This window comes from Clostridium sp. MD294 (assembly GCF_000364165.2).
Classification (GTDB): Bacteria; Bacillota; Clostridia; order Lachnospirales; family Anaerotignaceae; genus Coprocola.
Window position 1 is genome coordinate 869,794 of sequence record NZ_CP097810.1, and the last position, 23,408, is coordinate 893,201.

The 23,408-nt window shown below is 29.6% G+C and carries 23 protein-coding genes; 12 read left to right on the top strand and 11 right to left on the bottom strand.

Annotation, left to right across the window (positions count from 1 at the left end; all coding sequences use genetic code 11):
* Positions 1-8 precede the first annotated feature (8 nt).
* Positions 9-827: an AAA family ATPase gene (locus C820_RS04205; RefSeq protein WP_004038019.1), complete on the bottom strand. Its 819-nt coding sequence runs from the start codon at positions 825-827 to the stop codon at positions 9-11.
* Positions 828-974: 147 nt separating this feature from the next.
* Between C820_RS04205 and C820_RS04210 the strand changes: the two genes are divergently transcribed.
* From C820_RS04210 to C820_RS04245, 8 genes are all read left to right on the top strand, one after another.
* Positions 975-2,528: a recombinase family protein gene (locus tag C820_RS04210; protein ID WP_004038017.1), complete on the top strand. Its 1,554-nt coding sequence runs from the start codon at positions 975-977 to the stop codon at positions 2,526-2,528.
* Between the two features lie 69 nt (positions 2,529-2,597).
* A complete protein-coding gene (locus C820_RS04215; protein WP_004038015.1) occupies positions 2,598-3,146 on the top strand; it encodes a PsbP-related protein in 549 nt (182 codons plus the stop codon).
* Between the two features lie 107 nt (positions 3,147-3,253).
* Positions 3,254-3,892 (top strand): nucleoside recognition domain-containing protein, encoded by a 639-nt coding sequence (locus C820_RS04220; RefSeq protein ID WP_162213088.1) that lies wholly within the window; start codon positions 3,254-3,256, stop codon positions 3,890-3,892.
* Between the two features lie 153 nt (positions 3,893-4,045).
* Positions 4,046-6,586 carry a heavy metal translocating P-type ATPase gene (locus C820_RS04225; RefSeq protein WP_004038011.1) on the top strand — a complete coding sequence of 847 codons (2,541 nt, stop codon included), beginning with the start codon at positions 4,046-4,048 and terminating at the stop codon, positions 6,584-6,586.
* An 11-nt stretch (positions 6,587-6,597) separates the two neighbouring features.
* Positions 6,598-6,858: a metal-sensing transcriptional repressor gene (locus C820_RS04230; protein WP_004038009.1), complete on the top strand. Its 261-nt coding sequence runs from the start codon at positions 6,598-6,600 to the stop codon at positions 6,856-6,858.
* 245 nt (positions 6,859-7,103) lie between these two features.
* Positions 7,104-8,717 (top strand): glycosyltransferase family 2 protein, encoded by a 1,614-nt coding sequence (locus C820_RS04235; RefSeq protein WP_004038007.1) that lies wholly within the window; start codon positions 7,104-7,106, stop codon positions 8,715-8,717.
* Positions 8,718-8,782: 65 nt separating this feature from the next.
* Positions 8,783-9,643, top strand: a complete 861-nt coding sequence (locus tag C820_RS04240; protein WP_004038005.1) for an NAD(P)-dependent oxidoreductase — start codon at positions 8,783-8,785, stop codon at positions 9,641-9,643.
* A gap of 26 nt (positions 9,644-9,669) precedes the next feature.
* Complete coding sequence (locus tag C820_RS04245) at positions 9,670-9,945, top strand: Nif11-like leader peptide family natural product precursor (RefSeq protein WP_004038003.1); 276 nt, start codon at positions 9,670-9,672, stop codon at positions 9,943-9,945.
* A gap of 67 nt (positions 9,946-10,012) precedes the next feature.
* On the opposite strand, the gene C820_RS04250 is transcribed toward C820_RS04245, so the two are convergent.
* The 7 genes from C820_RS04250 to C820_RS04280 all read right to left on the bottom strand — a co-directional run bounded on the left by C820_RS04250 (position 10,013) and on the right by C820_RS04280 (position 17,374).
* Positions 10,013-10,648: a hypothetical protein gene (locus tag C820_RS04250; protein ID WP_004038001.1), complete on the bottom strand. Its 636-nt coding sequence runs from the start codon at positions 10,646-10,648 to the stop codon at positions 10,013-10,015.
* A gap of 102 nt (positions 10,649-10,750) precedes the next feature.
* The gene (locus C820_RS04255) at positions 10,751-11,389 is read right to left on the bottom strand and encodes a GntR family transcriptional regulator (RefSeq protein WP_004037999.1); all 639 of its coding nucleotides are present in this window, start codon (positions 11,387-11,389) and stop codon (positions 10,751-10,753) included.
* A 95-nt stretch (positions 11,390-11,484) separates the two neighbouring features.
* Positions 11,485-12,708, bottom strand: coding sequence for an FkbM family methyltransferase (locus tag C820_RS04260; protein ID WP_251855622.1), 1,224 nt, complete (start codon positions 12,706-12,708; stop codon positions 11,485-11,487).
* Between the two features lie 299 nt (positions 12,709-13,007).
* The gene (locus C820_RS04265) at positions 13,008-14,303 is read right to left on the bottom strand and encodes an acetyl-CoA hydrolase/transferase family protein (RefSeq protein WP_004037995.1); all 1,296 of its coding nucleotides are present in this window, start codon (positions 14,301-14,303) and stop codon (positions 13,008-13,010) included.
* Positions 14,304-14,330: 27 nt separating this feature from the next.
* Positions 14,331-15,593 (bottom strand): branched-chain amino acid transport system II carrier protein, encoded by a 1,263-nt coding sequence (gene brnQ, locus C820_RS04270; RefSeq protein WP_004037993.1) that lies wholly within the window; start codon positions 15,591-15,593, stop codon positions 14,331-14,333.
* A 210-nt stretch (positions 15,594-15,803) separates the two neighbouring features.
* The gene (gene spo0A / locus C820_RS04275; protein WP_004037991.1) at positions 15,804-16,607 is read right to left on the bottom strand and encodes a sporulation transcription factor Spo0A; all 804 of its coding nucleotides are present in this window, start codon (positions 16,605-16,607) and stop codon (positions 15,804-15,806) included.
* A 305-nt stretch (positions 16,608-16,912) separates the two neighbouring features.
* The gene (locus C820_RS04280; protein ID WP_004037989.1) at positions 16,913-17,374 is read right to left on the bottom strand and encodes a CYTH domain-containing protein; all 462 of its coding nucleotides are present in this window, start codon (positions 17,372-17,374) and stop codon (positions 16,913-16,915) included.
* 132 nt (positions 17,375-17,506) lie between these two features.
* Between C820_RS04280 and C820_RS04285 the strand changes: the two genes are divergently transcribed.
* Positions 17,507-18,052, top strand: coding sequence for a DJ-1 family glyoxalase III (locus tag C820_RS04285; RefSeq protein ID WP_004037987.1), 546 nt, complete (start codon positions 17,507-17,509; stop codon positions 18,050-18,052).
* 54 nt (positions 18,053-18,106) lie between these two features.
* Here the strand turns inward: C820_RS04285 and C820_RS04290 are convergent, their stop codons facing one another.
* Positions 18,107-18,511 (bottom strand): hypothetical protein, encoded by a 405-nt coding sequence (locus tag C820_RS04290; RefSeq protein ID WP_004037985.1) that lies wholly within the window; start codon positions 18,509-18,511, stop codon positions 18,107-18,109.
* Between the two features lie 159 nt (positions 18,512-18,670).
* Here C820_RS04290 and C820_RS04295 point away from each other — a divergent pair, with 159 nt between their 5' ends.
* The gene (locus C820_RS04295) at positions 18,671-19,447 is read left to right on the top strand and encodes an N-acetylmuramoyl-L-alanine amidase family protein (protein ID WP_004037983.1); all 777 of its coding nucleotides are present in this window, start codon (positions 18,671-18,673) and stop codon (positions 19,445-19,447) included.
* Positions 19,448-19,685: 238 nt separating this feature from the next.
* Here the strand turns inward: C820_RS04295 and C820_RS04300 are convergent, their stop codons facing one another.
* Entirely contained in the window at positions 19,686-20,030 is a 345-nt protein-coding gene (locus C820_RS04300; protein WP_004037982.1) for a YbaB/EbfC family nucleoid-associated protein, read from the bottom strand.
* A 99-nt stretch (positions 20,031-20,129) separates the two neighbouring features.
* Positions 20,130-21,731 carry a DNA polymerase III subunit gamma/tau gene (gene dnaX, locus C820_RS04305; RefSeq protein ID WP_004037980.1) on the bottom strand — a complete coding sequence of 534 codons (1,602 nt, stop codon included), beginning with the start codon at positions 21,729-21,731 and terminating at the stop codon, positions 20,130-20,132.
* Between the two features lie 113 nt (positions 21,732-21,844).
* Here dnaX and C820_RS04310 point away from each other — a divergent pair, with 113 nt between their 5' ends.
* Both C820_RS04310 and C820_RS04315 read left to right on the top strand, forming a co-directional pair.
* Entirely contained in the window at positions 21,845-22,576 is a 732-nt protein-coding gene (locus C820_RS04310; protein WP_004037979.1) for a peptidase MA family metallohydrolase, read from the top strand.
* Positions 22,577-22,706: 130 nt separating this feature from the next.
* Entirely contained in the window at positions 22,707-23,402 is a 696-nt protein-coding gene (locus C820_RS04315; protein ID WP_004037977.1) for a response regulator, read from the top strand.
* Positions 23,403-23,408 lie beyond the last annotated feature (6 nt).

The window sequence follows — 23,408 nt, forward strand, 5'->3', positions numbered from 1 at the left end:
CACCTACTTTATCGTTTATATTTTTCGAGTGTATCTAAATCTTCATTTTTTTTGAGTAGTACACCAGCAAAAGGAATTTCACTTTTAATTTTTTGCTCAGAGATACCACCTAACTGTAATGCTTGTATCCAATCCAATACTTCTGATGTGCTTGGCTTTTTCTGTATAGAAGAAAGTCCTCTAATCCAATAAAATGCTTCTATAACTTGTTTGAGCATTTCGGTATCTAAATTTGGAAAATGTACATTTACAATTTCCTCCATAAGTTCTTGAGAAGGAAATGCAATATAATGGAATATACATCTTCTCAAAAAAGCATCTGGTAATTCTTTTTCTGCATTAGAAGTAATAATAACAATAGGACGATGTTTCGCTTTAATAGTCTGTTTTGTTTCTGGAATATAAAATTCCATTTTGTCTAATTCCCAAAGTAAATCATTGGGAAACTCAAGGTCAGCTTTATCAATTTCGTCAATAAGTAATATCACTTGTTCATCAGAAGAAAATGCCTCTCCTAATTTTCCTAATTTTACATATTTAGCAATGTCGTCAACACCTTGATTGCCAAATTGACTATCATATAATCTTTGTACTACGTCATACACATATAATCCATCTTGTGCTTTTGTAGTGGATTTAATATTCCATATCACTAATTTTTTATTTAATGCTTGAGAGATTGCTTCAGCAAGCATAGTTTTACCTGTACCTGGTTCTCCTTTAATAAGTAATGGTTTTTGTAATGCCATAGCAATGTTAACTGCTCCCATTAATTCCTGAGAAGCAACATAATTTTGACTTCCTTGAAATGTATTTTCAGAATACATAATTGTTCTCCCTTCCTAAATATATGATGATGTTAATTGTTATCATTGTATTAGCAAGTACTTTATTTTGTCAACTAAATTCTGTACAAATTTCTTATTTTTGGGGCATATACTGAAAAAAAATAAAGAATAATAGAGGAGAAAAATATGGAATTTGCTATTTATAGTAGAAAATCGAAACAAACAGAAAAGGGAGCTTCTATACAATATCAAATAGATTGCTGCAAAAAATATGTAATAAACTATTTTGGAGAAGGACATAACATAAATATTTTTGCAGAAGAAGGATTTTCAGCGAAAAATAAACAACGTCCTCAATTTCAAAATATGATGCTTTTAGCACAACAAAAAAAATTAGATTATATAGTATGTTATCGTTTGGATAGAATAAGTAGAAATGTGGGAGATTTTGCAATGTTAATACAGCAGCTTTCGCTATGGAATACTGCTTTTATATCTGTACAAGAACAATTTGATACTGCAACACCTACTGGTAGAGCTATGATGTATATGGCTTCTGTATTTGCACAGTTAGAAAGGGAAACAATAGCAGAAAGAGTAAAAGACAATTTATATTATTTGGCTAAAAAAGGGTATTGGCTAGGAGGAACATTTCCTCTAGGTTTTGTATCAGAAAGAGTAGTACAAAATAAACATTCTTACTGTTATTTAGTACAAAATCCAGATGAAATAAATATTGTAAAAAATATATATTCTCTTTTTATAGAATATGGCACACTTTCACAAGTAAAAAGACAACTGAAAAAACAAAATATTTGTACACGTAAGGGAAATGAATTTTCATTGACAGCATTAAAAGAAATATTAAAAAATCCTGTATATTGCCAAGCTGATAATAAGGTAAGAGATTATTTTTTAAAAGAAGGAGCAGAGGTAACATTTACAGAAGAACAATGTTGTAATGATTATGGTTTGATGGTGTATAACAAAAGAAACTATACAGAAAAATCTGCACCAAGACAAAATATAAAATATTGGATAGTGGCACTAGGAAAACAAAAAGGCATTATTTCAGGAGAAAAGTGGGTAAATATACAACAAATATTATATAGAAATAGCAATCAAAATACAGAATATAAAACAGAAAATCAATATGCACTTCTTTCCGCTGTATTGTATTGCGAAAATTGTGGACAAAAAATGCAACCCAAAAAAAGAAGAAACCATCAAAAAAAATTGACATTTGATTATATTTGTAGAGGAAAGTTACAAGAAAAAGGCTGTAATATGCAAAATTTGTTAGGAAAGCAAACAGATGATAGCATAGAAAAAACACTTTTAGAATACATAGAAAAAAATGAGCATTTTTATGAGATATGGAAAAAATGGAAAAGCGAATATTGCTATAAAAAATATTATGAAAAAGAAATATTGTATTTTCAAAAACAAAAACAAAATTATATTGATTTATTAGGAAATAAATATATTAGTGATACAGTAATACAAGAAATTAATATCAAAATAGAAGAATTGTCAAAACAACAAAAAATACTGCAAAGACAAAAAATGTTGTATGAAAAGCAACAGCATAATATGCAACAATATTATTATAGTACATTTCGTATGCTTTGGCAAAAAATGAATATTACTCAAAAACAAGAAGCTATACGATATTTAATAAAAAAAGTAATTTGGAATGGCAAAGAAATAAAGATTGTATTAACTGAAAATTTTTTATAATTTTTGAAGTTTTTTATATATGAAAATGTTATAATAAAGCAGAAAAAAATTTTGAAAGGATAATAAAATATGAATTATATCAAAAAAAGAATATTGTTTATGATGATAGCTTGTGTTGTAATTATTTTAGTAGCGTGTCATAGTGCAGGAGAAGAAATAGAATATATGGACAATAATGGAAATTTTAGTATTACATTGCCTTCTACTTGGATACAAGATACAGGAGTAAATAATAATGATACACTTGTATTATATTCTAATGAACAAAGGGATATTATTGTTTCTATACAACGATATGATAGAGAAGTTGCAGAAGATACAATGGGATTAAATTCTTTGGAAAAATTTCAGCAGTTTTATAAAATAAATTCTATTGTATCAACATTGTATACACAAGGAGAAGTAAAAGAAATAGACTATACTATGGAAAATATGAAAAATGTAATAGCACAAGAAGTAATGTCAAAATCTAATGATGATACTACTGCAAAAGCATTTTGTGTTATAGCTGAAAATGATAATGCTTATTATACTTGTGCTATTACAGGAGAACAAAAAGTTTATCATAAAAATATTAATCATTTAAAAGAAGTATTGTCTAAATTAAATGAAAAATGATACTATAAACTTTCTCTGAGTATGGTTGTGGTTTTCCAACTATTATTATGCTTGCCAGTATATTTTTTTCAGGAGGAAATCCTCTTATAGCAGGAGTATTTGTAGTATTGGCATTATTGCTTTCTGTTACAATTACGTTATTGGTATCTAGTATGTTAGGTAAAACAATATTAAAAGGAGAAGCATCTTCTTTTACATTAGAATTGCCTCCTTATAGAAAACCTCAGTTTGCAAAAGTAATTGTTAGAAGTATATTAGACAGAACAATATTTGTTTTAGGAAGGGCAATATCTGTTTCTATACCAGCGGGAGCATTAATATGGTTATTACAAAATATTACAGTGGCAGATAGTACATTATTGAGTATGTTTTCAAATATGTTAGAACCTTTAGGTAGTATAATGGGTTTAAGTGGTGCAATATTAGCGGCGTTTTTATTGGGAATACCTGCAAATGAAATTGTAATACCAATATTGTTAATGTATTATAGTCAAAGTGGTATGTTAGTAGAAAGTTCTGGTATAACAGAATTGGGAGAAATATTAAGAAATAATGGCTGGACAATCATTACAGCACTTTGTGCTATACTATTTTCACTCAATCATTTTCCCTGTGCTACAACGCTTTGGACAATTGCCAAAGAAACAAAAAGTATAAAATGGACATCAGTTTCTTTTTTACTACCTACTTTGGTAGGTATTATAATATGTGTTTTGATAAATATAACATCGAAATTATTTTTATAATTATGATAATGTGAAGAGAGTTTAGTATTTGTTTTACTAAGCTCTCTTTTTGTATAAAATAAAATGAAAAATAAAATACTATATTGACAAATGAAAAGTATAGTATTAAAATAATACTACACCCATGAGGGGTATTAGAAAGAGGTGAAATATGTGAAACAAAAATTTGATGTAACAGGTATGACTTGTAGTGCGTGTAGTGCTCATGTAGAAAAAAGTGTTAACAAATTAGCAGGTATTTTTTCTGTTAATGTTAATCTGTTGCAAAATTCTATGACAGTAGAATATGAAGAAACAAAACTAACAGATGAGGAAATCATAAAAGCAGTAGAACAAGGAGGATATGGAGCAAAAGTACATGGTAGTGAAAAAACAAATCATACTTCTGAAAATATTGCACAGTCTGAAATGGATACTATGAAAAAAAGACTGATTTGGTCATTTGTATTTTTAATACCACTGTTTTATATTTCTATGGGGCATATGATGGGTATGCCATTACCTAGTATATTGCTTGGACATGAAAATATCATGTCATTCGCATTGACACAGTTATTTTTAACATTACCTATATTATATTTGAATAGAAAATATTTTTCTGTTGGTTTCAAGGCATTGTGGAACCGTTCTCCTAATATGGATACACTTATTGCATTGGGTTCTACAGCAGCGTTTTGTTATAGTGTTATTGCGATATATGCTATGGGATATTATATGGGTCACGGAGATATGGTAGCAGCTCATAGCTATGGTATGGAATTTTATTTTGAGTCTTCAGGTATGATATTGACATTAATTACAGTAGGGAAATATATGGAAACGCGTTCCAAAGGCAAAACATCAGAAGCTATTACGAAATTACTAGATTTAGCACCTAAAAAAGCAACAATACTCAAAAATGGTAAAGAAATCGAAATTGCAATAGAAGAAGTACAAAAAGGAGATATTATTGTAGTACGTCCAGGACAAAGTATACCTGTAGATGGCGAAATTATAGAAGGATTTTCAGCAGTAGATGAGTCAGCACTAACCGGAGAAAGTATACCTGTTGAAAAAAAAGCTGGTGATATGGTAATTGGTGCTACAGTCAATAAAACAGGATATTTTCAATTTAGAGCAGAAAAAGTAGGAAATGATACAACACTTTCTCAAATTATACAACTAGTAGAAGAAGCAAGTGCATCAAAAGCACCTATTGCAAAATTAGCTGATAAAGTAAGCGGCATATTTGTACCAGTAGTCATTACAATAGCATTAGCAGTAACAGCAATATGGCTGTTATTAGGATATTCCTTTAGTTTTGCACTTTCTATAGGCATCGCTGTACTTGTAATTTCCTGTCCTTGTGCGTTGGGACTTGCTACACCAACGGCGATTATGGTAGGAACAGGAAAAGGGGCAGAGAATGGCATATTAATAAAATCAGCAGAAAGTTTAGAAATTGCTCACGAAGTAGATACTATTATATTAGACAAAACAGGTACTGTAACAGAAGGGAAGCCTAAAGTAACAGATGTGCTTTTAGCAGAAGGTGTTTTTGAAAATAAATTATTGAGAAATGCTCTTGCAGTAGAGCAGCTTTCAGAACACCCTCTTTCAGAGGCTATTGTAAATTATGTAAAACAAAAAAATATTACTGTACCAAATGGTGAAAATTTTACAGCAATAGCAGGACAAGGTGTTAAAGCAACTGTTTCAGGAAAAGAAATTATTGCAGGCAATTTAAAAATGATGAAAGAACAAGATATTTCAGAAAATTTTCTTTTTGAAAAAGGAGAAAAATTAGCAGAAGAAGGAAAAACACCTTTATATTTTGCAGAAGAAAATAAACTACTTGGTGTAATTGCAGTAGCAGATGTTGTAAAACCAACAAGTAAACAAGCTATAGCAGAATTTAGAAAAATGGGTATTGACGTGGTAATGCTGACAGGAGATAATAAACGTACAGCAGAAGCAATAGGAAAACAAATGAATTTAACAAGAGTAGTAGCAGAGGTGCTACCTCAGGACAAAGAAAAAGAAGTCAGACAAATACAACAACAAGGTAAAAAAGTAGCTATGATAGGAGATGGCATAAATGATGCTCCTGCATTAGCAAGAGCAGATGTTGGTGTTGCTATTGGAGCAGGTACAGATGTTGCAATAGAGTCTGCAGATATTGTACTTATGAAAAGTGATTTGCTAGATGGTGTTGCAGCAATACAGCTTAGTCGTGCCGTTATAAGAAATATTAAACAAAATTTGTTTTGGGCATTTTTCTATAATGTCATAGGAATACCATTAGCAGCAGGGCTGTTTTTTACAACATTAGGCTGGAAATTAAATCCTATGTTTGCAGCAGCAGCAATGAGTTGTAGTTCTGTATTTGTTGTAACAAATGCTTTACGTTTAAAATTGTTTCAACCTGATTTTAAAAAGGGAAAAACAATAGAAAATAATAATACTATAGTAGAAGAACAACAAAAGGAATATAAGGAGGAAATAAAAATGAAAAAAGTATTAACAATTGAAGGTATGATGTGTGGTCATTGTACAGGTAGAGTAGAACAAGCATTGAATGCACTAGAAGGTGTAAAAGCAGAAGTAAGTCTTGATGATAAAACAGCAACTGTTACAGCAGTAGAAGAAATAGCAGAAGAATTGCTTGTAAAAGCAGTAACAGACGCAGGATATACTGTTGTAGATGTACAGTAAGGGGAAGATATATGAAAGCAGACCAAAAACAAATTGTACGTTTGCTCAAAACAGCAAGGGGACAAATAGATGGTATATTAAAAATGGTAGAACAAGACCGCTATTGTGTTGATATTTCTAATCAAATTATGGCAACAGATGCTATATTAAGAAAAGCGAACAAAGAAATATTGAGAGCACATATGAAATGCTGTGTAAAAGATGCACTAGAAACAGGACAAGAAGATAAAAAAATAGATGAATTGATAGATATGATAGATAAAATAAAGTAAATAAAATATAAAAGTGCTGTTGGTTTAACTAACAGCATTTTTTGTATAAAAATTTGCGTATGATGAAAAAATGATGTAAAATGTATACAGTTCTCTTTTTTTAAAAAAAGAGAGGGGTTAGCTTTGCTAACCCCTACATACTCTCATTGTATTACTAAAAAAAGAGAAATGATAACACAAATAAATATATTTGTTATGGATATATTAAAAGTGAAAGTAGTAGTAATAACACTGGGAGGCTAATTATGGAACAAAATAATATAATGTTGTCTATTTGTATGATTGTCAAAAATGAACAAAGATGTTTAGAAAGATGCTTGAAATCTTTAATACCTTTAAAAGAACAGCTAAATTGTGAAGTAATTGTAACAGATACAGGTTCTACAGACAAATCTGTAGAGATTGCAGAAAAATATGCAGACAAAGTGCTACATTTTGAGTGGTGTAATGACTTTTCTGCTGCTAGAAACTATGGAATAGAACAAGCAAAAGGCGAATGGATTATGGTAATGGACGCTGATGAGGAATTAGTGGAAGATGTATCTCATTTAGTAAATTTTTTTAATAGTGAAGAAAAATATCGCTATACAGGTGCTTTTTGTAAAATGAAAAATTGTTTTAATGCAGAAGTTTGCAATGAAGTAGAAAGTTTGAAAGACTATAAAGGAGATACTTCTTACTTTTTGGCTTATAGAATATTTCGCAGAGATTTAAAACCAAGATATGTTGGTATTATACATGAGTATATGCCTTATAGCAATCCAGTGTATACATTAGATACTACAACATTGTATCATGATGGATATGCTTTTGAAGATGAGAAAAAACGAAAACAGAAAAAAATAAGAAATGCTTCATTATTGGAAAAACAAATCAAAGAAAATCTTCATGACTTAAGGGCGATTGTTCATATTTTGGTAGAAGAAGATGTAATTAATAAAGAAGTTTATAAAAATTTGATATTGTTGACAGAAAAATTGATGTACAAGAATTTGAATAATATATTTGTACCAAATGCTTTTGTAAAAGTAGCTCGTTATTATGACAAAATTGATGATAAACAAAAAGCATTAAAAATATGTCAGGATTATGTAAAATTGTTTACAGGAGAAGGTAAAAGTGGAATGTATCAGACATTTGAAATAGATATTCGCTTTATACAATCTAATGCTTTATTTAGACAAAAACAGTATCGTCCTGCATTAAAAATGATGGAAAAATATCTGCAATTAATGGAAAAATATCAAAATGGAGAATTAGATTTACAGTTGTTAAGAACAGGTTCTCTTGGTTTTGCAAATGAAACACAAAAAGAGTTTATAAAATTTTTAAAAACAAGATGCTGTATGGAATTAAAACAATATCAACAAGCAAAAGAAATAATAAAAACTATAAATTTAAGTGAAACAATGGGAAAAGGATTTTATAATTTTTATTGGCTAATTGTAAGATTATGCAATGAAAAAGAATGTGATATGAAATTAGGAGAATATTATACTATATTACTAGATGCTATGAAAAAAAGAGAATTACCAGGTCAAAAGAAAATAGTAGAAGATACTTATAATATGGTACATTCTTATATTGCAAATTTGCCTAAAGAACAAAGAGATGTATTACTAGAACAGATTATTTCTTCAGAAGAAGGTAAAGCAGATTTATGGAATATGATAAAGAAAAAAGAAGAAGAAAAAAAGGAAAGTCTAAAAAAGATGGTGGAAGATACCAAAACGACTATTAAAAAATTAATGGCAGAAGTAACAATGAAAGATAAAGCATTGGACTTGTCAAAAAAATTAGAAAAAATTGTACCAGAAGATGAAGAAGTAAAAGAATTTATAAAAATACTAAGTAAATAATATTGCTATGTTGTACCTTCTTTTTATGATATACTATAAAAAAATAAAAAGGAGAGAATATAAATATGAAAGAAATTGGTTTTATAGGCATTGGTGTTATGGGAAAGTCTATGGTAAGAAATCTGATAAAAAAAGGATTTACAGTTTCTATTTATACAAGAACAAAACAAAAAGCACTTGATGTAATAGAAGAAGGAGCATTATGGTGTGATAGTATAGCAGAGTGTGTAAAACAAAAATATGCTGTGATTACAATGGTAGGTTATCCTAAAGATGTAGAAGAAGTTTATTTTGGAAAAAATGGAATATTGGAAAATGCTTCAAAAGGCACTTATGTTATTGACATGACTACAACGAGTCCTAAACTATCACAAAAAATATATCAAGAAGGGGCAAAAAGAGAAATTTCAACATTAGATGCTCCCGTTTCTGGTAGTGATATTGGTGCGGCACAAGGCACGTTATCTATTATGGTAGGCGGTGATGAAAAGGCATTTGAACAATGTAAATTTATATTTGAAGCATTGGGCAAAAATGTAGTGTATCAAGGAAAAGCAGGTAGTGGACAACATACCAAAATGGCAAATCAAATTGCATTAGCTGGAGCGATTTCTGGTGTTTGCGAGGCACTGATATATGGTGAAGCAGTAGGATTAAACTTAAACACCATGTTAAATAGCATTAGTAAAGGGGCAGCAGGAAGCTGGCAAATGGATAATATGGCTCCACGTATATTAAAAGAAGATTTTGCACCAGGATTTTTTATAAAACATTATGTAAAAGACTTGAATATTGCATTAGAAGAAATAGATGACAGAGAAGTTACATTAAATGTTCTTAGAACGGTAGAAAATATGTATCATACTATGCTAAAAGAAGGAAAAGGAGATTTCGGTACACAAGCATTAATAAAATATTATGAATAATGTATAATAGAAAAGAGGAATAGCATATGAATGAAAAATTGTTTGCATTACTAGAAAAAGCAAAACAAGACCAAACACTAAAAAATATGCTTTTAAATACAAAAAAAGAAAAAGACCCTGCACTTGCCTTTTGTGAATTAGCAACACAGCAAGGATTTTCTATTACAGTAGGAGAATTATTTGCGGAAGGAGAAGAATATTGTTCTAATCTTTTAAAAAGCTGCAACGGTGGAGCTACATATCCTAGAGAAGGCTGGGACGATAGTTATGAAATGTTTTTTGCTTGTTTAGAGAGAATATAATAAATGTATAATATAAAAAAAGAAGTAGTTATGTTTGTTGAACTTACTTCTTTTTTATATTATTTTTTTATTCTGACCATTTAAAAGTATCCACAATATTTTTTGCAACAGCATCAACTTCTTCTGTATTGCCATCATATACGCTTTCATAAACCATAACAAATTTGTGGTCACCAACTATGTAATATTGTGTAGCATTTAATGTCATGTCATTTTCTGTAACTGAAAATGTAAATGTATATACTACATAGTCGTTTGCAGTATGACTGCCACTACCATTTAGTGTAGTATCTTTTGGGAGTTGGCTTACAAGCTGATTAACAATTGCTTGCCTAAATGAAATATGATTTTCTGCACTATATAAATTTGTACCTACATTTACAGAAATATTATTTGGAAATGCTTCGTTTTCTGTTCCATCTACTAAATAAAAAAATTTGTCTTTTGTAGAATAAGTAGAATTTTCTACCCAGCCTGTTGGAACAGTGTAACTACCAAATGATTTTGTATAAGTAGTTCCGTTTTCATCTGTAACGGTAGTCTGTTCTGTATCTTCTTCTTTCTGTTCATTTGTGTTACTATCTGTATTTGTATCGCTTTCTGAATTTTGTTCTGTGTTATTTTGTATATTTTGAGAAGAAAGTGTTGTACAAGAAGTGAAACAAAAAAGTGATAGTATAAACAAAGCAATATATTTTTTCATGAATAATTCCCCCCGCTTTTGATTAATATGATATAACATTATTATAGCAAAATCAATAAAAAAAGAGATAGCTTATAATATGAAAAAACTATCTCTTTACAATTATTTTTTAATAAAATGCTTATCATAGTGAATAGCTAGCCAACGTAATACTTCATTTACATTATTTTGTTTGATATTAGAAAGTATCATTTGATGTTCTTCTATGCTTTTTTGACAATCTCTCAAACCGTGTTGATTATTGTGTAATATCATTAAATAAAATACATCTTCAATTCTTTCATAAATAGAAAGGAAATATTTATTTTGACAAACTGATATAATACTTTTATCAAAAAGTATAGACTGCTGTACTAATTCATGAAAATCGTGAGTTTCTAAAGCATTATGTTGTAATGTAATGTGACGTTGCATATGTTGTACAATTTCCTCTGTTTTATTGAGCTGTATACATAATAAATAAGCACCACATAACATAGCACAAATAGTCTGAGCAATTTCAACAAAACTTTCTTCTGTAAAAGAAATAACTTTTGCACCATTATTAGGTATTGTTATAATTAAACCATCTTTTTCCAATAGCATTAAAGCTTCTCTTATAGGAGAATTGCTGACTTGTAATTCTGATGCTAGAGCATCAATATTAATTTTTTCTCCTAATTGATATTGCTGATGGAGTATTTTTTGTTTTATCACATTGTAAACTTGTTCTTTTATAGTAATTCTGTTCACTGTACCCATGCAATACTCTCTCCTCATTTGTAGTATTGATAGGATTATATACTATTTTTGAGTAACTGTCAAAGAAGTTATTCAAAAAATGGTATATTTTTACATTATACACAAAATAATACGTATTCTGTTGGAACTAAATTACCTCCATTGTGACGCATATAAAAGCGATAGCTAGGGTCAATTTCATATACCATGCGAGCAATTTTCCAAATGTCTTCATTGTTATGATAGGTACAAATAGCAAGTTTAGGGTGACTTTTACGAATTTGTTTTGTACAGCCCTTTAAAGCGGATTGTTCTGCACCTTCAATATCCATTTTAATAAAAGAAATTGCTTCTGTAATGTCTTCGTCTATTGGTACAACAGTAACTGTGTTTTGTTCGTTTTGGCTTTGAGAACAAAGTGTATTAGCAGAAAAATCACTTTCATTAAATTGAATATATAGTTTCTCTTGTTTTTCTCCAGCACCTTTTTGACGAAGTTCGATATTAGGTAGTCCCTTTATATTTTGTTCTAATTTAGCGTAAATTTTAGGTGTAATTTCATAACAATATATTCTTTTATATTTTTTGTAGATATCTATAAATTGTAATGCACTATCGCCTATATAAGCACCTAAATCAACAAATACTTCGTTATCATTGCAATGAAAAATATCTAAATCAAAATAATCTCCAAAATTAATTTCTTTTGTTTCTGCTAATAATTTGAAGTCTAATTCTATCCAATTTGACATAATTGCTAGTAATACTTTTTTAGAACGATAATCACATAAATTTTGATAAAGCCATATAAAATCTTGTTTATGTTCCCAGAGAGCTTTTGCTCTATTTTCAAATAAAGTATAGTCATTTTTTTCTGGATTTAATGTTCCCCAATAAGGAAAGCATATCATATAGTCAATGAGTGCTTGCTGGTTTTTAGGGTGAAGACGATGAAAACAAGCACGCATATGACGTAACAAACCAATTTGCTCTAGTTTTTGTATTTGTTTAATAATATCTTGAAATTTTTTGTCAATTGCATTGTGTATCAGTATTTCTTCAGAGGTAGTTTCTAACTGCTGCAAACGATATTTTGCCAATGCAATCCACTGATGAAGGGAATAAAGTAAATTTTCATTTTTTTGAGGAAGTGTGAAAGAAATGCCGCCATAATTTAAAAATAATGTGTTTAATTGTTCTATTGTACTGTAAATGCTGTCAATATCTTCACTGAACGTGCCCCCCCCCGAGAACATATGTTCGCTAATAGAGTCAAAAACAGCCTGTTTTTCTAGCTTTTGTATCAGTTTTTGTAATTTTTCTAATTCTATTTTTGTCAAATAAAAAACCTCCTTAAAATCATAATACGAAATAAATATAACATTTTTGCCGATATTTGTAAATAGATTTTAAATATATAGAGTGTCCAAACACACATATCAATAAAAAGATTTTTTAGTGTTTTCAATTGTGAAAAGTTTTCTATGATTTACTCAGTATATTCAAATTTTGTTCGTTTTTTGAAAAAAGTGAGAAAAGATGTTATAAAAAGTTATTTTCAAATCAATACTTTTGGACACTTATTATAAATTAAAAAAAGCTCCTAACTATATATAATAGAAAGGAGAAAATGATTATATTACCAAATTTGTAATTGTTCTGCTTGTTGTGTTAATTCTTTTCTAAATTTTGGGTGAGCTATAGCAATGAGGTTTTCTGCTCTTTCTGCTATAGTTTGTCCTCTCATTTTTGCTACGCCATATTCTGTTACAACATAGTCTACATCATTTCGAGAAAGTGTTACAGCAGCACCTGTTGTTAAAAAAGGAGTAATTTTCGATATTTTTTCATCTTTTGTAGTAGAAGGAAGTGCAATAATAGAGCGACCACATTTGCTCATAAGAGCACCTAATACAGTATCTGTTTGTCCTCCTATACCACTATATTGTCTGCTGCCTATACTTTCCGAACAGCATTGTCCTGTCAAATCTATTTGTAGTGTCGTATTAATAGAAATCATATTATCATTTTGAGCGATAACATAAGGATTATTGACATAATCGCCATCTAATATGGCAATGGCAGGATTATCATTTAAAAAATCATAAAAATTTTGACTTCCAAAGGCAAACGCTGCAACAGTTTTGCCTTTGTGTATTTTCTTTTTTAAATTTGTTACAACACCTGCTTTCATAAGTTCTGTCATGCCTTCTGTAAGCATTTCACTATGAATACCTAAATGTTTTTTATTTTTTAAACTTTGAGCAACAGCATTTGGAATACCACCTATACCAAGCTGAAAAGTATCGCCGTCTTGTATAAAGTCAGCAATATAAGTACCGATTTTTTTTTCTTTTTCTCCTATTGGTGGAGCAGAAACAGAAACAATATCATGACTATATTCATATATGTAGTCTACTTGAGAAATGTGTACTATGGTATCTCCTAATACACGAGGCATTTTGTCATTTACTTCTAATATGACAATATCTGCTGCTTCCAAAAAAGGCCTTTCATATACAAGAGAAAGTGACATAGAAAAATAGCCAAATCTGTCCATAGGTGTTACACTAGCAATAAATATATTTGGCTTTTTATCTTCTAATACCCATTTTGAAAAATTACGAAGATGACAGGGTAAAAGTGAAGTTCTTTTAAGTGGGTGCATATTACGACTGCTTCCACCAAAAAAATAACACATAGAACGTATATTTTTAATATTCCTTTTAGGGTCTTGAAAAGGAAATGTACTAAATTCTAAAGCATTGAATACACGCACATTATTTACTCTATCATCTATTTCATGTAATCTTTCTAAAAACCCAGAAGGCTCACAACCTGCTAATGCTGGAAGTATAATATCGTCACTTTTTACTTTTTCTAATACACTATCTAAACTGATTAATTTTTGAGCATATTGTTGTTTTAAATCCATGAGAATTACCTCCATTATAAATAGGTCTTAAATAGAATATTTTTTGTTTGGTATCAATAATCCTATCACACCAGCAATAATTACAGGTACTACCCAAGCAAAGCCAAATTTTGCAAAAGGAAGATAGGACATAAAAGAAACCTTAAGCATATCTAAAAATCCCATAATTACTGCCATATATGCTGCACATTTGAATATGTTATCGTTTTTAATATAATCTGTAAATGTAGAAAGTACAATCATGGTAACAACAGTAGGATAAAGTAAATTGAGTATAGGTACTGAGAAATTTACAATTGTTGTTACACCAAATTTAGAAACTACTGTGCTAAATATACAAACTGCAGCAACAATCCAACTGTATTTTAATTTATTATTTGTCATAGAAGAAAAATACTGTGCTGTAGAAGAAGTTAAACCAATAGCAGTAGTTAAACAAGCTAATATTACAATAATAGCTAATACAATTTGTCCTACTTGACCAAATAATGATTTTGTAATACTAACAAGTAGTGTTGTTTGTGCAATAGAGGCATCGTATTGCTGTGATACAGTACCACCTAAAAAGCAAAGCCCTCCGTATACAATTAGTAAAGCAAAGCCTGCAACAATACCTGATTGTGTTGCAATTTTTACACGAGCATTTTTTTCACCATATCCTTTTTCTACAATAGTAGCCATAACAAGTATTGCAACAACAGTGCCACCCATAGCATCTAAGGTTTGATAACCTTGCATAAGTCCTTCTGCAAATACAGTTTCAATTTTAGGTGTAGCAGCAAAATCTCCAATAGGAGAAATGAAACCTTTTATAATCATACAGGCTAGTACAAATAAAAGAGCAGGAGTCAAAATTTTACCTACATAATCAACTACTTTACTAGGACGTACTGCTAGTATAAATACAACAATAAAAAATAAAACAGAAAATAATAGAGTAGGGACTTGTGGAAAATTTGGCTGTATAGAAATTTCGTATACAGTAGAAGCGGTTCGAGGAATACATACAAATGGCCCTACACAAAGTATCATAATACTGCTGATAATAGCAGCAAAATGATATCCTCCTCTTGTTAATACTCCTCTATTGGCGTCTTCAAATTTACAAGTAGCAATAATAGCTAATATTGCTAATGTAACATCACCAATTAAAAAACCAAAAAAACCAACATACCATTGAGAACCAGATAACATACCTAGATAGGGGGGAAATATCAAGTTTCCTGCTCCAAAAAAAGTAGAAAACATCATAAAACCAATCATAAGCATATTTTTTGTTTGATTTTGCATAAAGAACCTCCTTAAATGTGTAATTTACAGTTATTTAAAAAAAACAATAGAAAAGGGCTGTCATATTTGATTTTTATAATATGACCCCTTTGTGCTTATTTTATATGATACATTATTTAGTCTATTGTTGTAAAGAAGTAAAAATAAAAAGCCCTTATGAATAAAAAAGATTTTTATTTCATAAGGGATATGGGGGATTTTGTTTGTCATTTAACTTGCCTTTTGCTCTAAACGAAGTTTATCAGCTATAAGAGCGATAAATTCGGAATTTGTTGGTTTTCCTTTGTGATTATTAACAGTGTAGCCAAATAAGGCATTAATTGCATCTATTTTGCCTCTGTTCCAAGCAACTTCTATTGCATGACGTATTGCTCTTTCTACTCTAGAAGGAGTAGTGTTGCATTTTTTAGCAATAGATGGATAAAGTTCTTTTGTAATGTAATTTAATACGTCCATATCATTAACAGACATAATAATTGCTTCTCTCATGTAATGATAACCTCTAATATTAGCAGGTACACCAATTTCATGAAGTATGTTTGTCACTTTTGTTTCTAAATCATAAGCAGGAGAAGGAGAAGTATTTGCTTGTATTGTAAATCCTTGTGGAATAGTAGATTTTGCTACAGATTTTTCATAAATAAGCTGATGAATACGACTAGCAAGTGACTCCATGTCAAAAGGCTTTACAATATAATAAGCTGCACCTAAATCCATTGCTTTTTGTATAACTTTTTCCTGTGTAATGGCGGAAAGTATGATACAAACAGGATGAAAGCCATCTTTATTCTTTTGTAAGCGTTCTAGTACACCAAGTCCGTCTAAACGAGGCATTATACCGTCTATAATAGCGATGTCAGGACGATATTCTTGTATTTTGTTACAGGCATCTACTCCATCATAAGCAATTGCTACAACTGTAATGTCCTCTTGTTTATTTAGATAACTCACTACTACATCGCAAAATTCTTTGTTGTCATCTGCAAGTAGGACTTTTATTTTTGTTTGGCTCAATGTTAATCCCTCCAATAATTTAAGTTTGGTCGTAAATATTTTTAAAATACTCTATAAAAGTGGAAATATTTACCTGTCTTTTGAGTATAGTGCATAATATTTGTAATTGCAATGTTTTCCGCTAGACATTTTTTTACATCAATTTACATTTCGCTAAAACAGAACAAAATAATTGAATTTTTTTATGTAATATTATAGTACAATATAGTATAATATGTAAATTTTATAATTATTTTAGGGAAATTTTTTTATAAATAAAAAATGGAATAATAGCATCATTTGTTAAAAAAGTGCTATAATTTGTTTTATTCTGATTGAGGAATACCATGTATACAAAGATTTGTATTTTTATAACGAAAATCAAATGTAACATCTTTTCCAAACCATATTGGTGGAATAAAAGCATTTGCAGCTTGTTCAGAAGGAAATTCTACTTCTGTTGTAATAAGACCATTTAAATTACCTTCATAGAAATCAATTTCAGCAGTCAAATTATTTTGTAAAGGAACAAAATAACGTTTTTTGATAATAGGGGGAGTGTCACACTTTTTTTGCAATGATTGATATTGTTGCTGTGTGATAGAAAGCTCAAATTCTTCATGAGATAAATGGCCTTTGCCTTTCACTGTTAAAAAATAGTCGTTATTACTTTGACGAATTCTTATAGTGGGAGAAAAAGAAATATAGTATTGCGAAATCATGGCACAATGATATTGCTCTAAAGAAAAAGGAACTTTTTCTGTTAAAAACTTTCTTTCTATTTCCATAAATAATGCCTCCTATATTGTTTTTAATACTATTATAGCATTGCTTTATACAGTTGCAAAGTATTATGTTTATGTGATATAATCAAAAAAAATGTTGTATTGATATGGCATAGAAGGAGAGGCGATTGTAACATGAAAAACGTTTTAGTTTTTTTAGCAGAAGGTTTTGAAGAGATAGAAGCAGTTACAATAGTGGATTTGCTGCGTAGAGCAGATATAAATTGTAAAACAATTTCGATAACATCAAAAAGAGAAGTAATGGGAGCACATGGAGTGCCATTTGTAGCAGATATGCTTTTTGATGAAAAAATATGTATGGAAGCAGTGGGACTTGTATTGCCTGGAGGTATGCCAGGAACAGTCAATTTGCAAAATCATGCTGGGTTAACAAAAGTATTAGAACAATTTTATAAACAAAATAAATTTATTGGGGCAATTTGTGCTGCACCTATGATATTTGGAAAATTAGGATTTTTAAAAGATAAAAAAGCAACAATTTATCCAGGAATGGAAGAAAACTTAAAAGGGGCAAAATGTAGTACAGATATAGTTTGTTATGATGGAAATATAATGACATCAAGAGCACCAGGAACAGCTATGGCATTTGGATTAAAACTGATAGAAGTATTTGCAGATGAAAAAAAAGCAAAAGAAGTAAAAGAAGCACTTGTATATTAAATATAATAAAAAAAACCTCAGAGTATTTTATTCTGAGGTTTTTTATGTAATATTTTATTTTTGAATAGGTATAAAGTGAAATAGCGTTTTGATAATACCAGGACTAAATTTATTTAGTCCCATTTGTTGTGATGCTTGTAATACAGTAGAAATATCTAAATTATAGATATAAGAAATGTTTTCTGCTGTATAGTATTTTGGTATACCACAATATAATTCTCTAGCAAAGACATGACATAGTGTGCTAGAACCATTTTTCATAATAGTAAAAAAAGTTTTTTGGTCAATAATAGTTACATTTTCTTTTGCCATAATATGTTTAATTTCGGATTGGGTTATGTGAAGCAGTTCAGAAGTTTTTGAAATAGAGTAAGGTGGTTTTTTAGTTTTTAAAAAAATGTCAATTTGTTTTAGATATGGTTCAATTTGTGTTTCATATTCTTCTTTGAATGTTTTCATAATGTATCCCCCTCTGCAATGATACCATTAGTATACTATGATAAAGTATGCTTTTCATTATGAAATGATTGGAAGAAATATCACAAAGAACTCACAAAAAAAAGAAACAAGCATATCATAATGGAAAGGAAGGTTGTACTATAAAAAGGGGGAAAAGGTATGAAATTGATAGCAGTTGATGCAGGACATGGCATGGATACAGCAGGAAAAAGAACGCCTGTTTTTGCAGATGGAACAATTATGAAAGAAAATGAATTTAATAGAGTAACAGCAGAATTTTTAGTAAAAGCATTAGAAAGAAATGGCTTTAAAACGCTTTTAACGGCACCAGAAATAACAGATACTCCTTTACAAACAAGAGTAAAAAGGGCAAATAAAGCAAAAGCAGATGCTTTTGTATGTATACACGCAAATGCTTATGATAATAAATGGAATGATGCAAATGGTGTTGAAAGCTGGATTTACAATAAAAGTGATAATAAAACAATACGATTTGCAGAAGATATTCAAAAAGAACTGATTACTGTTACTAAAAGAAAAAATAGAGGAATTAAAAAAAGCAGTGACTTATATGTACTACGTTATACAAATATGATAGCGGTATTAGTAGAATGTGGGTTTTTAACAAATTTAGAAGAAGCAGAACTATTACGCTCAGAAAGTTATAGAAAAAAATGTGCAGAAGGCATTTGTAAAGGCATTTGCAAATATTATAATGTGCCTTATCAAAGTGAGAAAGTAGAAGAGAATATAAATTGTTGTCCAAAACGATATCAAAAAGTGAATGAATTACCTTATGGTAGGGAAGTAGTACAAATGTTAATAGATAAAGAAGTTTTAAGAGGAAATGAAAAAGGTGATTTAGATTTAACTATAGATATGGTACGTTTATTGATAATATTGTATAGGGCAAAAGTTTTTGAAAAAATAGAATAAAAAAATAGAAGCAAAGGTTTTTTTTACCTTTGCCTCAGCCTATGAGAAGTAAACATTCATCTATAACTTCTTGTGGTATTGTAATCATAGTATAACCTCCCTTCATTTATAAAATCATATTTTATAGATATAATAGCATTAAAATATAACAATTTTATTGAAATTAGATTAAAATTCTATTAAAAATATGATAAAGGAGTGTCTAATTTATAAACACTCCTTCTTTTTTTATATCAATTTAAAACATACCACCACCTAAACCACCAAGACCTCCTGTGATTTTACCCATTTCATTGGTATACATTTCATCTGCTTGACGAATTGCTTCATTAACAGCAGATAGTATTAAATCTTCTAACATTTCTACATCATCTGGGTCAACTACTTCAGGGTCAATTTTAATAGATTGTATTTCTTTTTTACCAGAAATAACAATTTTTACAGCACCCCCGCCACTTGTCATTTCTAAAGTTTTTTGATTTAATGCTTCTTGTGTTTCTAGCATTTGCTTCTGCATTTTTTGTGCTTGTTTCATGATATTGTTCATGTTCATGCCACCCATGCCATTAAATCCTTTTGCCATATTTTATTTCCTCCTAATCATTTTTTGATATAAAATGCTGCTTAATTTATTGTTTGATTATTCTATTTTACAAGAAAGAAAACAATTATACAACTGCTTTTATTCTTGGAATTCTGCTTCTGGGAAATAAGTTCCTACTAAGCTTTGAAATTCTGCATCTTCTTCATTTTTTTGTTCTGCTGTGCCATAAATAGAATGATACCAATTATCATATTCCTCTTTTGTAATGACAGAAATAGAAATACTTTTGTTGATGTATTGTTCTATTTTTTGCTGTAGTAAGGCGATATTTTTTTTAACAATATCTTGTAGAGCAGTATAAGCGCAAACAAGATATAAATTTTGGTCTGTTTCTTCTTTAAATTCTGGTGAAATATGAGAAATAATTCCCTTTAAAGAAGGGCTTTCTACTTCTTGAAAAATAGCCTGCCATTGTTGTTTTATTGTTTTTCTGTCTTCAGAGAGAGCAGGAGGCTTTTTAAAAATAGCAGTAGAGGAAGCTGCTTTATTCTCTGTTTGAGCACTTGAACAAGGAATAAAAGAAATTCCGTTTTTTATTTGTCTTTCTAGTGCTACTAATTTTGCAGAAATGGCATCAATATCTTTTTCTTCTGTAACACTACAAATTTTGAGTAAAGTAACCTCCAATAATATTCTTTCGTTAGAAGCATATTTTAAATCATTTTGTAATGCAGAAAATGTTTTGATAAAATACATACATTCTTCTTTTGACAATTTTTTAGATTGTAATTGTAGCTGCGTATATTCTTCAGAAGAAATATCTAATAATGTAGAGGCATTTTCTATTGTGTTACAGATAAGAATATTTCTCAAATGAACAATCAATTCTGTTACAAATTGAGAAATAGAACGACCTTGTATCATAATTTGCTGTATAAAGTCCATTATTACTACAGCATTTTTTTGTACTATAGCATCTGTTATAGAAAATAAAATGCTATTGTCAACAGCACCAACAACATCAAGCACTTTGTCTAGTGTAAGTGTTTCATCACTGTAAAAAGCAATACATTGGTCTAATATGCTTAAAGCATCTCTCATAGAGCCATCACCTAAACGAGCAATGTAATGTAAAGCTTGTTTTTCAACAGCAATATTTTCTGTTTTCATATAATTCAAAAGCGTTTGTGTAATTTCTTCTGTTGTAATACGATGAAAATCAAAACGCTGACAACGAGATAATATTGTAGCAGGAACTTTTTGAGGGTCTGTTGTAGCTAATATAAATACAATATGAGCAGGAGGTTCTTCTAATGTTTTTAATAGAGCATTAAAGGCACCTGAAGAAAGCATATGCACTTCGTCAATAATATAAACTTTGTAATATCCTTGTGTAGGAGGGTATTTTACTTCTTCTCTAATTTCTCTAATGTTGTCCACACCATTGTTAGAGGCGGCATCAATTTCAATAACATTCATACTTCTGTTTTCTAATGCAGCAGTACAAAGTTCGCAATGATTACAAGGATTTCCATTTTTGGGAGAAAGACAGTTGATAGCTCTTGCAAATATTTTTGCAGTAGATGTTTTTCCTGTGCCTCTTGTACCACAAAAAAGATAAGCATGAGAAACACGATTTGTTAATATTTGATTTTTAATTGTTTTAACAATATGGTCTTGCCCTATTACACTTGCAAAAGTATCAGGACGAAATTTTCTGTAAAGTGCTGTATAAGACATAAAAAAACCTCCTTTCGATTTTGTTATTTTATCATAGTAAAGCTAAAAAAGAAAGAGTGTGGTATTTTATATCATAAAAAGCCATAAAATAATGACAAAGGCAGGTGTTTTTTATGAAAACAATAGAAAAGTATAGTTGTTTATTATTGCTGTTTTTAATTTTATTTTATGGTATTACAAAAAATGAAAAGCAAACTACACTACAAAAATTGTTGGCTTATGATGATATAAATCATTGGAATATAATAGAAGGAGTACATAGTAATGTATATTATCAAAAAGAGAAAGAATATGCAAAATTAATACAAAGACAAGCAGACACTTATTATATGATGATTGTAAAAGATTTTAAATGGAATAAAACACAAAAAATAGATTTTGTACTTTTTGAAACAAAAGAAACATTCTCTTCATCATTGTTATATGAAGAAGAAATTCCTATGGGAGTGTATTATAATGGCGTAATAGCAATACTTTCTCCTAATTTGTGGGAAGAAAAAAAAGAAGATTGGCAAATAAAAGAAGAGTTTTTAGAAAAAGGCCCTGTTGTGCATGAAATGATACATTTTGTAGTAGATGATAAAACGAAGGGAAAATGTGAACAATTTTTGTCAGAAGGAATTGCATTGTACTATGAACAAAAATATACCAATTTTTTGTGGGATATAAAAGAAAATGAAAAACGAATTAATATTACCAAAAAACAACTAAAAGAAAATTTTAATCAATTAGATAGTTCATTAGCTTATTGGAAAAGCTATGAATGGGTAAAAAAATTTGTAGAATGTTATGGAGAAGATGTATTGCAGGAAGCTTTAAAACAAAAAGGAGAAAAACATTACTAATTGTGAAAAGTGTTTTTATTTTACATTTCTATTTATTTTTAGTATAATAGATAAAATAAAAATGTGACAATGGATTATAGAAAACATTTTTTTGCTTTAAAAAAGATATTTATATAGAGGAGGTGCTATTTTGCAAAAAAAAGTATTAATAGTAGATGATGAAAAAAATATTGTAGACATTATAGCATTTAATTTAAAAAAAGAAGGTTTTCAAATTATAAAGGCAGCAGATGGAGAAGAAGGCCTTAGAAAAACGTTTGAACATCAACCAGATATTATATTGTTGGATATTATGATGCCTAAAATGGACGGTTATGAAACTTGTAAAAAAATTAGAGAAAAGTTACAAACGCCTATTATTATGCTAACAGCAAGAGCAGAAGAAGTAGATAAAGTGTTAGGATTAGAATTAGGTGCAGATGATTATGTTACAAAACCATTTGGTATAAGAGAATTGGTAGCAAGAGTAAAGGCAAATCTAAGACGATTAGAGGCATTAGAAAAACAGTCTTCTGTAGTAGTAGGAAATCAGCAACAGTATGGTAGAATTAACATCAATTTAGATAGATATGAAGTACAAAAAGATGGAAAAGTAATTGATTTAACTTATAGAGAGTTTGAATTGCTTAAATTTTTAGCACAACAAAAAGGACAAGTTTTTTCAAGAGAGGCGTTGTTAGAAAAAGTATGGGGATATGAATATTTTGGAGATGTACGTACAGTAGATGTTACAGTAAGACGTTTAAGAGAAAAAATAGAAGATGACCCTGGAAAACCAGCAACGGTATTGACCAAAAGAGGCGTAGGCTATTATTTTGATTGTTAAGGGACA